This window comes from Clostridia bacterium, assembly GCA_028698525.1.
Taxonomy (GTDB): Bacteria; Bacillota; Clostridia; order JAQVDB01; family JAQVDB01; genus JAQVDB01.
Genome location: JAQVDB010000008.1, coordinates 1 through 15,080, shown reverse-complemented (window position 1 = coordinate 15,080; position 15,080 = coordinate 1). Strand labels below are relative to the sequence as shown.

The window sequence follows — 15,080 nt, the reverse complement described above, 5'->3', positions numbered from 1 at the left end:
GGTATTTCAATGAGATGTGCATCTATTTCCAGGAAAACCAATGAGACTGATATCAACTTGGAATTGAATATAGACGGAACAGGAAAACGAGATATCAATACTGGAATAGGTTTTTTTGATCATATGCTTGATCTTTTGGCTGCACATGCATTGTTTGATTTAAAGGTAACCTGTGCTGGTGATGTTTTTGTGGATGCACACCACAGCGTTGAGGATGTGGGCATAGCATTGGGTCAAGCGATTAACAAGGCATTAGGCGATAGAAGGGCAATCAGTAGATATGCTACATTTTTTCTGCCTATGGATGAATCACTAGCCAATATAAGCATAGATATAAGTGGAAGACCTTATCTAAAGTATGATGTCAGCTTTAAATCCGATAGGCTGGGTGAGATGGACACACAATTAGTTGAAGAGTTTTTCAGAGCATTAGTGATGAATGCACAGATAACTTTACATATTAGGCTGATATATGGGTCAAATGATCATCACAAAGCAGAAGCAATTTTTAAAGGATTTGGGAGGGCTATACGACAAGCAGCGAAAACGGACGGCAGGATAATTGGAATTCCCTCTACAAAAGGAATTTTATAACTGAGCTAATTTTACTAGCAAAGAATAGTGGTGCCTGATTGTGATTGGTAGAGAACTTTAGGGAGTTGATATAATGAGAATTTATCCAGCGATTGATTTGCGGCAGGGAAGATGCGTGAGGTTGGTGCAGGGAAACTTTGATAAACAGACGGTATATTCCCATCACCCTGAACAGATTGCTGCTGAATGGGAACAAAAGGGTGCAAAGTTTATTCATGTTGTAGATTTGGATGGCGCATATAAAGGGCTTTCCCAAAATTTTAATGCTATTAAAAAGATACTCAATAGCGTTAATATTCCAATACAGGTGGGAGGCGGAATAAGGAGCATACAAGACATTGATAGATATTTGGATGCCGGTGTGAACAGGGTAATAATGGGGACAGCTGCCATTAAAAACCCCGAAATACTGGATCAAGCTTTGAACATGTATGGGGAAAAAGTCGTGGTGGGGATAGATGCTAAAAATGGATTTGTTGCCACAGATGCATGGACTGAGGTAGGGGATGTGAGCGTTTATCAACTGGCTGACAAGATGTACAGAAAAGGAGTAAAAAATATTATATACACGGATATATCAAAAGATGGAACCCTTACAGGACCTAATATAGATACTCTAAAAGCCCTTGTTGATAAATATGATGCCAATATTATATCCTCTGGGGGAGTGGCCAGCATAGAAGATGTAAGGAGAATAAAGGAGACAGGAGCAGCAGGAGTGATAGTTGGCAAGGCCTTATACTCTGGCGTGCTTAATCTTGAAGAATTGTTAAAATTGGAGGTTTAAACATATATATGTCAAATAAAAAAATAATCCCTTGTCTTGATGTGCATAACGGCAGGGTAGTAAAAGGTGTAAATTTTGTTAATTTAAAAGATGCAGGGGATCCAGTAGAAATTGCATCTGCTTATGATAGAGCAGGGGCAGATGAGCTGGTTTTTTTAGATATTACTGCTACTTCTGACAATAGAAATATCATAAAAGATGTTGTCAGGAGAACTGCTGAAAAAGTTTCCATACCTTTTACAGTGGGCGGAGGAATACGGGATACCGATGATTTTAGAGAAATATTAAAATTAGGGGCAGACAAGATTTCCATAAGTACTGCGGCAGTCAAAAATCCATCACTCATAACTGATGCCGCAAAGAAATACGGAAGCCAATGCGTAGTAGTAGCTATTGATGCCAAAAAATGCGGGATGGATAGATGGAACGTCTTTATTAATGGAGGAAGATTGGATACCGGATTGGATGCTGTCAAATGGGCAAAGGAAATAGAAAAGCTTGGCGCCGGAGAATTGTTGGTGACCAGCATGGATACAGATGGAACCAAAAACGGGTATGATTTAGAACTTACTAAACTCATATGTGATTCTGTAAATATACCGGTGATTGCATCAGGAGGTGCAGGCAACAAAGAGCATTTTTATGATGTTTTTGTAAAAGCCGGAGCTGATGCTGCATTAGCTGCGTCTTTATTTCATTTTAATGAGCTTAATATATCGGAGTTGAAGGAATACTTAAATGACAAGGGAATAGAAATTAAATTGTAGTTGAAGGGAGAACTAAAAATGGAGTTGGATTGGATAAAACAGTTGAATTTTGATGAGAAGGGATTAATTCCTGCGATAGTACAAGACTGTCAAACTAAAGAGGTGTTGATGTTAGCTTATATGAATATGGAATCCTTAACCAAAACCATACAGACAGGTAAAACCTGCTTTTGGAGCAGGAGCAGAAAGTGTCTTTGGGAAAAAGGGGAGACATCCGGCAATTATCAATATGTATCTAATATATCTTATGATTGTGATAAAGATGCATTGTTGGTTTCCGTTTATCAAAAAGGTGTTGCTTGTCATACAGGAAATAGAAGTTGTTTTTATACTCAGTCATTTACTAGTAAGCAGCAATTTGAAAAATTTAAGGGAAAAAAGGGTTTTGATGAACAAACGCTACAAAATGTGTATAATATAATTATAGACAGGATAAACAATCCTAAAGAAGGTTCATATACTAATTATTTGTTTGACAAAGGAATAGACAAGATGCTTAAAAAAGTGGGAGAAGAATCAGCAGAAGTTATAATAGCTGCCAAGAATCCTGATGTTAATGAGTTGATATATGAAGTTTCAGATTTATTATATCATTTGATGGTTGTTATGGTGGAAAGAAAAGTAAAATGGGAGGATATTTATTGCGAATTGGAAAGAAGAAGATAAATAATACAACGTATAGCGATAATGAGAATAGTTAAGCAAACACAAGAAATATTTAAATAAATGGCATAATTAGCGGATATGGAATTTTGACTTTGTTACTTTTCTGTTTTATACTATTACTTGTCGCTGTTGACGAGAGGGCGCATAGCTCAGCTGGGAGAGCATCTGCCTTACAAGCAGGGGGTCATAGGTTCAAGCCCTATTGCGCCCACCACACATAGTGGCCCGGTAGTTCAGTTGGTTAGAATGCCAGCCTGTCACGCTGGAGGTCGAGGGTTCGAGTCCCTTCCGGGTCGCCATTATTTCATGCTTCGGTAGCTCAGTCGGTAGAGCAGTGGATTGAAAATCCTCGTGTCGGTGGTTCGATTCCGCCCCGAAGCACCAACAAAGAGCGGGAGTGGCTCAGTGGTAGAGCGTCGCCTTGCCAAGGCGAATGTCGCGGGTTCGAATCCCGTCTTCCGCTCCAATTTTATCTAAATGGCGCCATAGCCAAGCGGTAAGGCAGAGGTCTGCAAAACCTTTATTCCCCAGTTCAAATCTGGGTGGCGCCTCCAATATATGCCGGAGTGGCGGAATTGGCAGACGCACAGGACTTAAAATCCTGCGGTCCCAATAAGACTGTACCGGTTCGATTCCGGTCTCCGGCACCATAAAAAGGGTTTCACAAAAATTGTGAAACCCTTTTTTACGTTCCTTCAAAACATGATAGAATAAGAATAATTCAATCCTAGCTTTGGGTTTATTTGGGTTTATAATGTGTACTACAAGATTTAAGGAGGTATATGTTAATATAGCTATGAAATATCAAAATATAAGAAAGGCAAAATTTCTGTCTCGGCCCAACAGATTTATCGCCTATATAGATATACAAGGGAAAGAGGAAGTTTGTCACGTGAAAAATACTGGCAGGTGTAAGGAACTTTTAATTCCCGGGGTGCGAGTTTTTGTGCAACGAGTTGAAGGAAAGCACCGCAAGACAAAATATGATTTGATTGGAGTTTGCAAAGGTAATAAGATTATCAATATAGATAGCCAGGCACCTAACAAGGTATTTTTTGAATGGCTTAACCAGAATGATATTTTTAAAGATGTACACTCGATTAAACCCGAATGTAATTACCGGAATTCTCGCTTTGATTTTTATGTACAAAGCTCTTCAAGAAAAATATTTATAGAAGTAAAAGGTGTTACATTAGAACAAAGGGGTGTGGCTCTTTTTCCTGATGCTCCCACTCAACGGGGTGTTAAGCATATAAGGGAGCTTTGTCAAAGTGTTCAAGAGGGTTATGAGGCATATATAGCATTTATTATACAGATGAAAGATGTGCTTTATTTTGCCCCCAATTATAAAACTCATTGGGAATTTGGAGAGGCTTTAAAAGAAGCCAAGAGTTATGGGGTAAAGATCGTTGCCCTTGATTGTGATGTTACTATTGACGCTATAAGTGCAAGAGACTTTGTAGAAGTCAGACTGTGACAAAAAGTGTTGGAAGATTATTGTTATTTTGATCTTAAACCCTTTTTGCCGTGGTTAAGGGCATTGATCTTGTCAGCGGTATTAAAATATATTACAATTTTAAAAGTAGGATATGTTTTTTATTTGATTGGATTTAAAGAGGCGGATGATAGAATGGGGTAATCACCGACATACAAGGTCAGAAGAAAAATAAAGATAGAGTCAATATATATATAGACGGGGAATTTGTTTTAGGAGTGTCTAAGGAGACTATATATAAACTTAAACTGGACAAAGGAATTCAAATAAACCAGGACCAGTTGAGACAAGTGGTAGAGGAAGAAGAATATATTCAGGCTAAGACTACCGCATTCAACATATCGGGCCGCAGCATGCAAAGCGAACATATGCTGAGGATGAAGTTGGATAGAAAGGGATACCAGCAGCGGATAATAGATAGAGTCATTGATCTACTCAAAAGATATAATATGATAGATGATAAGGAACTGGCAAGGATGATGATCAAAGATAAGATCAATCTAAACAGGTATGGTAAAAACCGCATAAAACAGGATCTTTATAAAAAGGGGATAGATTCGGAGATTGTAGACGAAATGTTATCACTGTATATAACTGATGGCCAAGAATATGAGAATGCATTGTATCATGGTCAAAAAAAATTAGAATTAATAAAACATGAAGAGCGGAACAAGATGTATCAAAAATTGGCTAGACATTTGGTTTACAAAGGATTTAATTATGATATAGTTAACAAAGTTATTCAGCAACTGATAAAAGATGCTAAAGAAGAGTATTAAAAGTTTAATGCTTTTGCCTTTTTAATAGATTAGTACAAGACAATAACATAAAAACGCTTGATGAGGAGGGCGTAATACATGAGCAAATATATTAGAGTAGGAATAGTTGGATATGGTAATCTGGGAAGAGGAGTAGAGCTGGCTATTGATAAAAATCCGGACATGGAACTGGTGGCAATTTTTAGCAGGCGAGATTTAAAAGGGGTTATTAAGCCTGTTCAATCTGCACAAGTGCTAAATATTAAACAGGCACAGGAATACAGAGAGAAAATTGACGTGATGATATTGTGTGGGGGATCTATGACAGACCTTCCTGAACAGACTCCTTACTTTTCAAGGATATTCAACACTGTGAATAGTTTTGATACCCATGCGAAAATTCCGGAGCATTTTGATGATGTGGATATTGCAGCAAAGCAAGGTAAGCGTTTAAGTCTTATTTCAGCAGGATGGGATCCAGGTTTGTTTTCTATAAATCGTCTGATAACAGAAGCGATATTGCCAGATGGGAGTACATATACTTTTTGGGGAAGAGGGGTAAGTCAGGGACATTCGGATGCTATACGCCGTGTTTCAGGAGTAAAAGATGCTGTTCAGTACACTGTGCCTATAGAAGACGCTATGGCAAAGGTTCGAAAAGGTGAACAGCCCCGGTTAAGTGTTGGTGACAGACATATGCGGGATTGCTATGTTGTCACTGAACAAGGAGCAGATAAAGAGAAGATAAAAGAACAAATTCAAAACATGCCTAATTATTTTGCTGATTATCAAACACGCGTGACCTTTATAAGTCAACAAGAGCTAAATGAACAACATTCAGGCATGCCCCATGGAGGAGTTGTAATCAGAAGCGGTCGTACAGGGAAGGAAAATGAGCATAATCATAATATGGAGTTTTCTTTGAAATTGGATAGCAATCCTGAATTTACCGGAAGTGTATTGGTAGCCTATGCACGAGCTGTATACAGGATGAGTCAGCAAGGGCGTATAGGTGCGGTTACAGTTTTTGATATACCTCCTGCTTATTTATCCGTTGAATCCCCTGAAAAGCTGAGGAGAAGATTGTTATAGTGGGATTGTATTTATATTCCGGTTTTTTGTCTGTCAAACCGAAGATTTTTTAGTTGTAGTAAAATCGATAACCATAAGAACAGTTGTTTAAAATCTCTTATGGTTATTATTTTTTAATGGAAATATATTTGTCCTGAATTTTGATATTGATTAGGGGAGTTTGTAGAAATATTTATACTTAAAAAAAGAAATGGTGTTAGAATAATGACTATAGAATAGTATCAGGAAATAAACTGATCGAAAAAATATAAGGATTTGGATCAGTATCTTTAATAATTATATATATGGAAAGGCAGTGTTTGATCATGTTTTTAGATACTCCTTTTATACCTGATGGAGATGTAACTTGTGCTTTAGTGGACGAGAGAATGGATGCCCAAACTATAAAATTTTTAACAGATTGGGGAATTGAATGTATCACAGTAGGCAGATGCCAACAATTGTATCAAGCTGTCTGTTCTCATCCTGATATAATGTTTCATCCGATTTACAAAGATAATATAGTGGTTGCTCCTAATGCCGATGAAGAAACGATTTATAAGCTCAAACGAAAAGGTTTTAAAATCATAAAAGGCAAAAAAGAGCTTAAAAGAAACTATCCGGATAATATTGCATATAATGTAGCAAGACTTGGTAATTTGGCTATACATAATACAAAATATACTGACCCGGTTTTGAAAACCATTTTACTTGAAATGGGAGTGGAGTTTATAGATGTAAAGCAGGGATATGCTAAGTGTTCTGTTTGTATAATCAACGAAAAGGCATTGATTACTTCAGACAGGGGAATAGCAGCAAAATTAACACAGAAAAATATTGATGTTTTGTTGATCGATCCAGGTTTCATCGAAATAGAGGGAATGGATTATGGATTTATAGGCGGTGCAACTGGTTTGGTGGCAAAAGATAAAATTTTTTTCTCAGGCGGTATAGAAAAACATCCTAATTATGAACAGATAACTAAATTTTTGAATAAACATAAAAAAAGAGATATTTTTATCAGAAATAAAAAATTGTATGATTATGGGAGCATAATTCCGTTGACGCAGAATAAATCAAAGAAATAATTGTAAAGTATACGTAATATTATTGCGACATATACTACTATCGAAAGGAGTGATTAAAAAAATGCAATCATATTGTTTAGAGATAACCGACGATAAGGATGGTTTTTTACACATCCTTAAAGATAGAATCAGTGCTGGCAATTACGCCGAAAGATTTGATTGTAATTGGTTTTTTTATGATAATACGTCTAGAGTTGTTTTTTGTTTTAATGATAGTTCATTATATAAAAAATTTGTTAGAATTTTAGCTGACACCTTATTAGAAATAATAGAGTCAGCTATGTTAATAAAAACAGTAAATCTAAATTGTTTTTATTTTACCGAAAAAGAGAAGAAAAGAATAGCCTCGGATGCTAAAAATATATTCAACGGGGAACAACAACCAAATAGCAGCATCGATATAAGGAAAAAAAGAAAAGAGTATATTTACAATAGGTTACATGAATATATGGGCAAGAATGATAAATTGATATTAGATGGATTTATCAGATTTAGACTTAAGGAGATAATAGACCAGATAGAGGACTCTGTTGAAAAAGCAGCAGATGATTTTATTATTGAAAAAGAATATAATGAGTTTATAAAACTTTTAAGATATTTTGTAGAGATACAAGAACCTAAAATAGATGAAGTTCACGTAATCCTGGATTCTAACAGCAATTATGTGCTGCTGGATTCGGATATGAAAGCAATAAATAATGATTTATTGAAGGATTTGGCTAAAGAGATATCAAACAATGAAATTAGCGGTGATGATCTTTTGATAAGTTCATTGATTACGATAGCACCTAATAAGATCACTATCCATAGTGATAAAAAAAATGGTAACAAAGAGGTTCTAAATACAATAAAAAATGTTTTTTATGGAAAAGTTGATATAGATGACAATGAGGGTAATAACTACTTATGCTCATTGACGGAAAAGAAAAAATAGCACCTTAGGTGCTATTTTTAGTATAATATATATTATACTAAAACACAGGAGGAAGAGCAGTGAATATTGAGTTTGTAATATTACCGGTCATAGGCGCATTGATAGGTTGGTTTACCAATTTGCTTGCAATAAAATTAATATTTCGCCCTTTAAATGCTGTAACAATACCTTTTATTGGATTTACCATACAAGGAGTGATTCCTAAAAGGAGAAATGAAATAGCAAGAAGCATAGGATATACAGTAGAGAGTGAATTGTTGTCTATACAGGATATCATTGATGAAATATGGGACCAGGATAATAAGCGGAATTTATCAGCCAAAATAAAGGACAAGATATCGATAGTAGTTTATAAAAATATCCCAGGACTTATTCCCGGACCTTTAAAAGGGCTGATTGTCAATTATGTGGACAAGATAGTAAGTACAGAGTTAGAGGACTTTCTAGATAGCTCGGTGAATGAGATAAAAAATAATGCAATAGATTCAATAGATATATCAAATATTATCGAAACAAAGATTAATGAGTTTGAACTAGAAAATTTAGAGAGAATAATAATTGATATAGCGAGCAATGAGTTAAAATATATAGAGATACTAGGTGGTATTATCGGAGGAGTAATAGGAATATTTCAAGCATTATTATTATATTTTATGGGGGTAGTGTAAAATTACTGTAGGATATTTTAAATTAAAAAATATAAAAAGAGATGCCCTTTTGATAATATGCTAAGTGACTAAACCAAACATAGAAAGGGTGTCTCTCATGAACATTATACAAGATTTTATGGAAAATTGCATCAAAGTCTCTTGCTCTTAAAATTTTTAATGATTTAACTGCTACCACTGACTGGAGAGGATTATTAGCTATGTATATTATCTCAATTATTCCAGCTTTAGTGCGGTTTTTTGAATTCCAAGATTATTTGGTGAGAGGTATTGCAACTACAGCGATTAAAGGCTAATATTTTAGACTGGCTCCTATTTATCTACTAATTACAAAACTATCTACCCGATGATTGGTAATTCAATTATAAATTCAGTATAGCTTTTATATGTGCTCTTTGCCCATATATATCCATTATGCTGATTGACTATAGCTTTTGCAATTGCAAGTCCAAGGCCATATCCCCCACTTCTCTGTGTCCTTGCGCTATTTACTCGATAGAAACGGTCAAATATCTTGTCAATATGCTCCCTAGATATACCTACTCCAGTGTTTTTGACTTTCAATAAAAGTTTTGATTTTTCATATGTAAGCTCAACAGAAACCTCCTCTCCCCTTGGTGAGTATTTAAGGGCATTTTCAAGCAATATATATACAAGCTTTTCTAGAGATATGGGATCTCCTGATACATATATATTTTCACAGACATCCTGCTTAAGATTTATATCTTGCTCATATAGGGCAACCTCAAAATATAGTAAAGCATTATTTAATATATCAGAAAAGTTTACTCTTGAAGAAATTATTTCATGTTCATCCACACGTGCAAGTATTAACATATCATTAATAAGCTTTGACATTCTATCAATCTGTTCATAGATATATCCTATCCACTTATGCTGCTCATCTACAGTTTCATTGCTATTTGACGAGATTAAATCTAGATTAGTGTTTATTATAGTGAGGGGAGTTTTTAGTTCGTGAGAGGCATCGGCAACGAATTGTTTTTGCTGTTCAAAGGCCATTTTCACAGGCTTGATTGCTTTGTTTGCGAAAAACCAAGAGATAAGAAATAGTATGCCCAGACTAAAAAAACCTACAAAGATGAGGGTAATTAGTAGGTTTTTTATGGTGTCATCATACATTGCACGACTTACAAGGACTATTTTAAAGCCAAATGGCATGTCCTTTTTCAGATATGCAAAACGATTGCCACCCATATTTACTGTACCTTCATAATCATTACTACACACTATTTTTTCTAATGTCTCGGTAAGTGTTTGCGTATTTATTTTAACTAGGGATAAAATATCTAATATGTCCCCTTCGTGATTAATCTCAACAGATATACTGCTTGCATGAAGGGGGCTATGTATGGATATTTTATGATTCGGTATATGCATGACGTCATTTAGGGTCATATTAAGTTGTTGCTGTGCCTTGGCAGCAGTTGAAATAAAGACTATAGTAAATATGATTAGAAATATCAATGTCAATATACCCATGGTAAACCATAGGAATCTATTTCGTAGTTTATCGAACAATTTTATGCCTCCAATTTATAACCCACATTTCTTATAGTAACTATTTGGACATTAGCTTTTATGCGAGTAAGTTTCTTACGTAAGAAGGATATATATACTTCAAGATTGTTGTATTCAGCATCAGAGTCATATCCCCAAACTTTTACTATCAAAAATTCTTTTTGTAAAATTGCATTTGGATTGCTCAAAAAATGACGCATCAGCTCAAACTCTTTAAGAGATAGCCGTACTTTACTCCTGCCTGTACTCAATTCCATATTGGCAAGATCCAATGTTAAATCGGCATACGAGATAATATCATCAGATATAAATTCGCCTTTTCGCCGTAAAAGTGCCCTTATCCTAGCTAGAAGCTCTTCAGAGTAAAAAGGCTTTGCTAGATAGTCGTCAGCTCCTAAATCCAGTCCTTTCACTTTATCACTTACCTCACTCCTTGCTGTGAGCATAAGCACAGGAGTATTTATATTGGCCTTTCTTATTTGGCTGAGCATTGATAGTCCGTCAAGGCAAGGTAGCATTATATCGAGAATAATTAAATCATAGATATCAGATAGGGCGTTGTTAAGTCCTTCTTCACCATCATATGCAGTATCAACTATGTAATTGTTTTTATTCAATATCTGGGTCAATGACTCGGAGAGTTGTTTTTCATCTTCTACAAGTAATATCCTCATACAATTCACCTCGATTTATATTTTAATTATAACATGGAAATCTTGAAACAACCTTAAAAACTCATGTGTTTTAAGACTATTTTAAGGTTTATACGCTATGCTTGTTATAGTCAAAAAGGGGAGTGATGATAAATAAATAGAAGAATTTGAGTATGTAGATATATTCATTTAGCATAATACTTTTTGAGGAGGTTTTATGATATGGAAAAGAAAATTCATACTAAAAAAATAATTGTTGCATCAATTATAGTTGTTGTGCTAGTTATAGCAGTATATTTTTTGTTTTTCGCTGGCAAATCCAAAGCCATCTCATCTACAACTTATCAGGTTACGGAAATTACTACTGGGGATCTGACCCAAGCTATAACTGGTACAGGTACAATTTGGCCAAGTAAGAGCGTAGATGTTGTTGCTCCCTTTGATTTAAAAGTGCTGTCGGTAGAAGTACAGAGTGGTCAAAGCATCAAAGCAGGTGATATAATAGCTAAATTGGACACAGATGCGCTTGATAGCGTTATATCACAGTTAAAAGATGAGATCTCATCCATAGATGATGCCATTGTAAGGCTGAAAGAGAGTGAGAGTACTACTGAGATAATCAAATCACCCGTATCAGGCAGGGTAAAGGAGATATTAACAGAGTCTGGAGATAATGTAAAATCCGTTATTTCTGAGCATGGTTCACTTCTTACAATATCTACTGATGGAAAGATGAAGGTGACAATTGAAACTTCCGAAGTAGAAGAGGGAGATAGTGTAAGTGTTGATGTGGATAGTAGTACATATAGTGGTACAGTTGTCGATGTTTCAAATGGAAAGGCTATAATTACGCTTACTGATAACGGTACTGCTGTAGATGCAGCAGCAACTGTATACAATAGTGACGGAGATGAACTAGGTTCAGGATCCCTATCTATAAATCAGCCAGTTAAGGTAATAGCCGATGTAGGGACTGTGTCAAGAATATATATAAATGAAAATAGTAAAGTATATAAGAATACTTCGCTTATATATTTAAAAGATTTGCCAACTTCAGAAAAATATGAAACGCAGATTAAAGGGCGTTTGAAAAAGCAAAATTTACTTCTTGCTGCACAAAAGATGCGTGAAAGTGGAGGGCTTGTATCCGAATATGATGGTATAGTAAATGAAATTTCAATAAATGATGGTACGCAGGTGACAGAAAATAGTGAGATATTATCCATATATACAGATAGTGCAGATACTTTGACGGTATCAATTGATGAGTTGGATATTCAAAATATAGAGGAAGGCCAGAGTGCAAAGGTTACAATTGATGCTATAGAGGATAAGACGTATGATGCAACAGTGGAAAGTATATCTCAAGTAGGTGAAGTGAATAGTGGCGTGACTACATACGATGTGAAACTCAAGGTTGAAGGTGATGAAAAACTAAAAATCGGAATGAATGCCACAGCTGAGATCATAATCGAAGAACGTACCGATATATTACTATTGCCCCTTGAGGCTATACAGTCTACACAAGGAGAGCAGTATGTATGGCTCTATACAGGAACCCTACCTAAGGACCCTGGAGAGGATCCTGGCGAAAGGACTGTTGTAAGCACTGGGCTTTCAGATGATAATTATGTAGAGATCACAGATGGACTCGATACCGACGATAAGGTGGTTATTGTACGTACTAAAACTACTAACACTAATAGACAACAAGGTGGGATGATGGCACCAGGAGGGATGGACATGGGTACACCACGCCAGATGGAGGGCAACACTCCCCAGGGTAGACCGCCATCTGACGGAGCACCATCAGGCGCAGGCCCTCAAGGACAGGGGCGTGACTAGAGTGATTGAATTAGATAGTATAGTAAAGAAATATGAAATGGGTGGCGAAACTGTATATGCACTCAACGAGGTTTCTCTTGAAATAGAGCAGGGAGAATTTGTGGCCATAGTAGGCCCTTCAGGTAGTGGCAAGTCAACATTGATGAATATCATGGGTTGTTTAGATATTGCTGACAAGGGGAGTTATGTGCTGGATGGACTCAATATTGCTGAGTATTCTGAAAAGGGGCTCGCCCAAATAAGGAGCAGAAAGATAGGTTTTATATTTCAAGGCTTCAACCTCTTAGTAAAACTTGATGCGCTGGAAAATGTGGAGTTGCCACTTGTATATCAGGGAGTGAAGGGAAAAGAGCGGAGAATGCGGGCAATTGAAGCACTTAAAAAGGTGGGACTTTCAGATAGAATCCATCATAAGCCGACTGAACTTTCTGGCGGACAGCAACAGCGAGTGGCGATAGCAAGGGCACTTGTGACCCAGCCTTCGCTCATACTTGCAGATGAACCTACAGGTAATTTGGATAGTTCCACTGGTAAGCAGATAATAACCTTATTTCATGAACTACATAAAAGTGGGAATACAATAGTACTTATTACCCATGATAGTAATGTGGCTGCCGAAGCTGAATGTAGAGTATATATTGAAGATGGCCGAATAAAAAAGAAGGTTTAGGGAGGTGGTAAAATGATTGTACAATCATTCAAAATGGCTATAAAATCAATTGCATCAAATAAGATGCGTTCTTTTCTAACTATATTAGGCGTAATTATAGGGGTAATTGCGGTGGTAGTATTAGTCGCCATTGGCCAAGGTACTACGTCCCAGGTGACGTCCAGTATTGAAGATATGGGCACAAACCTCTTGACTGCCAATATAAGAACCGAGGGAAACAATCCTATCACTATGGATGATCTAAATGAGGTGGCTACGTCTAATGTGTTTATCGCCGGTATTGCTCCGCTAATAAGTCAGTCAGCTACACTAAAAGCGGGAAATATCACCTATGATGAAGCCACTATTGAGGCAACAACACCAGAATACAGTGAAATTAGAAATTATCCAATAGCACAGGGCAGGTTTTTAAAGCAGCCTGATATAGACAATAGAAGTTTTGTAGCGGTGTTAGGTACAGAAGTTGCAGAGGAGCTTTTTGGGACACGAAATGTAGTTGGGGAAGAGATATCCTATGAGGGTTATGTATTTACAATTATAGGTGTATTTGAGGAAAAGGGTAGTTCATCGACAGGATCAAATGACTCAAAAATAGTAATTCCCTTTACATTAGGTGAACGCATACTCTTTCAAAAAGGCATCCGAACATTTTATGCCTCGGCGATTTCAGGTGATGTGGTAGATATGGCCCAGGTATCGCTTGAGAGCTATCTCAACCGTGTATTTGACGATGATACAGATGCATATAGTTTGTATAGCCAATCAGAGATGCTAGATACTTTAAGCGAAACTACACAGACCCTTACACTTATGTTAGGCGGAATTGCTGCCATTAGTTTGCTTGTGGGTGGCATAGGTATAATGAATATAATGCTCGTTTCAGTATCTGAACGTACACGGGAGATAGGTATAAGAAAGGCAATAGGAGCAGCAAGGGAGAATATATTGAGCCAATTTTTAATAGAAGCTTTAGTCATAAGCCTTATGGGTGGATGCTTGGGACTGTTAATTGCATGGACACTTATGGTTATTCTGTCTAAAATAATGGGCATGACTCTTGTGATGTCTACTAGTACGGCACTTTTGGCAGTGTGTTTTTCTTTGATGATCGGAGTTGTATTTGGGCTATATCCAGCGAACAAGGCAAGTAAGTTAAAACCAATTGATGCACTACGGTATGAAGGATAATGTGCGGAAGTTATAATATAGTGATAAAGAGGATCCCGTTCGATATGAATAGGGGTCCTTGTATTTTTTTAAAGTATCGGTATCGGCACAACTATAGCTATCAAAATCTCCCGCTTTAAGTTCAGCAAAGTCTTTTAATTTTGCTTTTTTACCAAGCATCAGAAGTCTATATATATGCTGCCTGACAAGTATCTGCTATTTCAGGTAAACCCCCAAGCCCGTAAATTCATCTAGCCCTAAAAATCATTGGCTATTCCTATATTTTCTGGATTGCCTTTATATGTTCCATCAGTGTAAACAAGATAATCTTTGTTTTCATTTATCGTAAAAGCATTTCCTCCTGATATATAATTT

At 36.4% G+C, this 15,080-nt stretch carries 15 protein-coding genes and 6 tRNA genes; 19 read left to right on the top strand and 2 right to left on the bottom strand.

Translation table 11 applies throughout. The annotated features are described in order from the left end of the window. The first annotated feature begins 9 nt into the window (after positions 1-9). The 16 genes from hisB (at position 10) to PHP06_01955 (ending at position 8,828) form a co-directional block, all read left to right on the top strand. Positions 10-594, top strand: coding sequence for an imidazoleglycerol-phosphate dehydratase HisB (hisB, locus tag PHP06_02030; GenBank protein ID MDD3839333.1), 585 nt, complete (start codon positions 10-12; stop codon positions 592-594). Between the two features lie 73 nt (positions 595-667). Then, positions 668-1,381: a 1-(5-phosphoribosyl)-5-[(5-phosphoribosylamino)methylideneamino]imidazole-4-carboxamide isomerase gene (hisA, locus tag PHP06_02025; GenBank protein ID MDD3839332.1), complete on the top strand. Its 714-nt coding sequence runs from the start codon at positions 668-670 to the stop codon at positions 1,379-1,381. 8 nt (positions 1,382-1,389) lie between these two features. Next, positions 1,390-2,148, top strand: a complete 759-nt coding sequence (gene hisF / locus PHP06_02020) for an imidazole glycerol phosphate synthase subunit HisF (protein MDD3839331.1) — start codon at positions 1,390-1,392, stop codon at positions 2,146-2,148. A 24-nt stretch (positions 2,149-2,172) separates the two neighbouring features. After that, positions 2,173-2,814 (top strand): bifunctional phosphoribosyl-AMP cyclohydrolase/phosphoribosyl-ATP diphosphatase HisIE, encoded by a 642-nt coding sequence (gene hisIE / locus PHP06_02015; protein ID MDD3839330.1) that lies wholly within the window; start codon positions 2,173-2,175, stop codon positions 2,812-2,814. A 138-nt stretch (positions 2,815-2,952) separates the two neighbouring features. After that, positions 2,953-3,028: transfer RNA gene (locus PHP06_02010), tRNA-Val, on the top strand. 8 nt (positions 3,029-3,036) lie between these two features. Further along, a tRNA-Asp gene (locus tag PHP06_02005) sits at positions 3,037-3,113 on the top strand. A gap of 9 nt (positions 3,114-3,122) precedes the next feature. After that, positions 3,123-3,198, top strand: a tRNA-Phe gene (locus tag PHP06_02000). A gap of 7 nt (positions 3,199-3,205) precedes the next feature. Then, positions 3,206-3,280: transfer RNA gene (locus PHP06_01995), tRNA-Gly, on the top strand. A 13-nt stretch (positions 3,281-3,293) separates the two neighbouring features. Then, positions 3,294-3,368 (top strand) — tRNA-Cys (locus PHP06_01990). 6 nt (positions 3,369-3,374) lie between these two features. Further along, a tRNA-Leu gene (locus PHP06_01985) sits at positions 3,375-3,464 on the top strand. Between the two features lie 146 nt (positions 3,465-3,610). Next, a complete protein-coding gene (sfsA, locus tag PHP06_01980; protein ID MDD3839329.1) occupies positions 3,611-4,291 on the top strand; it encodes a DNA/RNA nuclease SfsA in 681 nt (226 codons plus the stop codon). Positions 4,292-4,461: 170 nt separating this feature from the next. Beyond that, entirely contained in the window at positions 4,462-5,088 is a 627-nt protein-coding gene (gene recX / locus PHP06_01975; GenBank protein MDD3839328.1) for a recombination regulator RecX, read from the top strand. Between the two features lie 78 nt (positions 5,089-5,166). After that, positions 5,167-6,159, top strand: coding sequence for a diaminopimelate dehydrogenase (locus PHP06_01970; GenBank protein MDD3839327.1), 993 nt, complete (start codon positions 5,167-5,169; stop codon positions 6,157-6,159). Positions 6,160-6,464: 305 nt separating this feature from the next. Next, positions 6,465-7,226: a hypothetical protein gene (locus PHP06_01965; GenBank protein MDD3839326.1), complete on the top strand. Its 762-nt coding sequence runs from the start codon at positions 6,465-6,467 to the stop codon at positions 7,224-7,226. Positions 7,227-7,287: 61 nt separating this feature from the next. Next, positions 7,288-8,160: a putative sporulation protein YtxC gene (ytxC, locus tag PHP06_01960; protein MDD3839325.1), complete on the top strand. Its 873-nt coding sequence runs from the start codon at positions 7,288-7,290 to the stop codon at positions 8,158-8,160. 59 nt (positions 8,161-8,219) lie between these two features. Beyond that, positions 8,220-8,828 (top strand): DUF445 family protein, encoded by a 609-nt coding sequence (locus tag PHP06_01955; GenBank protein MDD3839324.1) that lies wholly within the window; start codon positions 8,220-8,222, stop codon positions 8,826-8,828. A gap of 339 nt (positions 8,829-9,167) precedes the next feature. Here PHP06_01955 and PHP06_01950 read toward each other — a convergent pair whose 3' ends face one another. Together PHP06_01950 and PHP06_01945 are read right to left on the bottom strand one after the other, a co-directional pair. Then, a complete protein-coding gene (locus tag PHP06_01950; GenBank protein ID MDD3839323.1) occupies positions 9,168-10,370 on the bottom strand; it encodes a HAMP domain-containing sensor histidine kinase in 1,203 nt (400 codons plus the stop codon). Between the two features lie 2 nt (positions 10,371-10,372). After that, positions 10,373-11,044 (bottom strand): response regulator transcription factor, encoded by a 672-nt coding sequence (locus PHP06_01945; protein MDD3839322.1) that lies wholly within the window; start codon positions 11,042-11,044, stop codon positions 10,373-10,375. 201 nt (positions 11,045-11,245) lie between these two features. On the opposite strand from PHP06_01945, the gene PHP06_01940 reads away from it, so the two are divergent. From PHP06_01940 to PHP06_01930, 3 genes are read left to right on the top strand one after another with little or no spacing between them, the layout of a single operon-like run. Beyond that, positions 11,246-12,868: an HlyD family efflux transporter periplasmic adaptor subunit gene (locus tag PHP06_01940; GenBank protein MDD3839321.1), complete on the top strand. Its 1,623-nt coding sequence runs from the start codon at positions 11,246-11,248 to the stop codon at positions 12,866-12,868. A gap of 1 nt (position 12,869) precedes the next feature. Then, positions 12,870-13,538 (top strand): ABC transporter ATP-binding protein, encoded by a 669-nt coding sequence (locus tag PHP06_01935; protein ID MDD3839320.1) that lies wholly within the window; start codon positions 12,870-12,872, stop codon positions 13,536-13,538. A gap of 12 nt (positions 13,539-13,550) precedes the next feature. After that, a complete protein-coding gene (locus PHP06_01930; GenBank protein MDD3839319.1) occupies positions 13,551-14,726 on the top strand; it encodes an ABC transporter permease in 1,176 nt (391 codons plus the stop codon). The last annotated feature ends 354 nt before the right edge of the window (positions 14,727-15,080 follow it).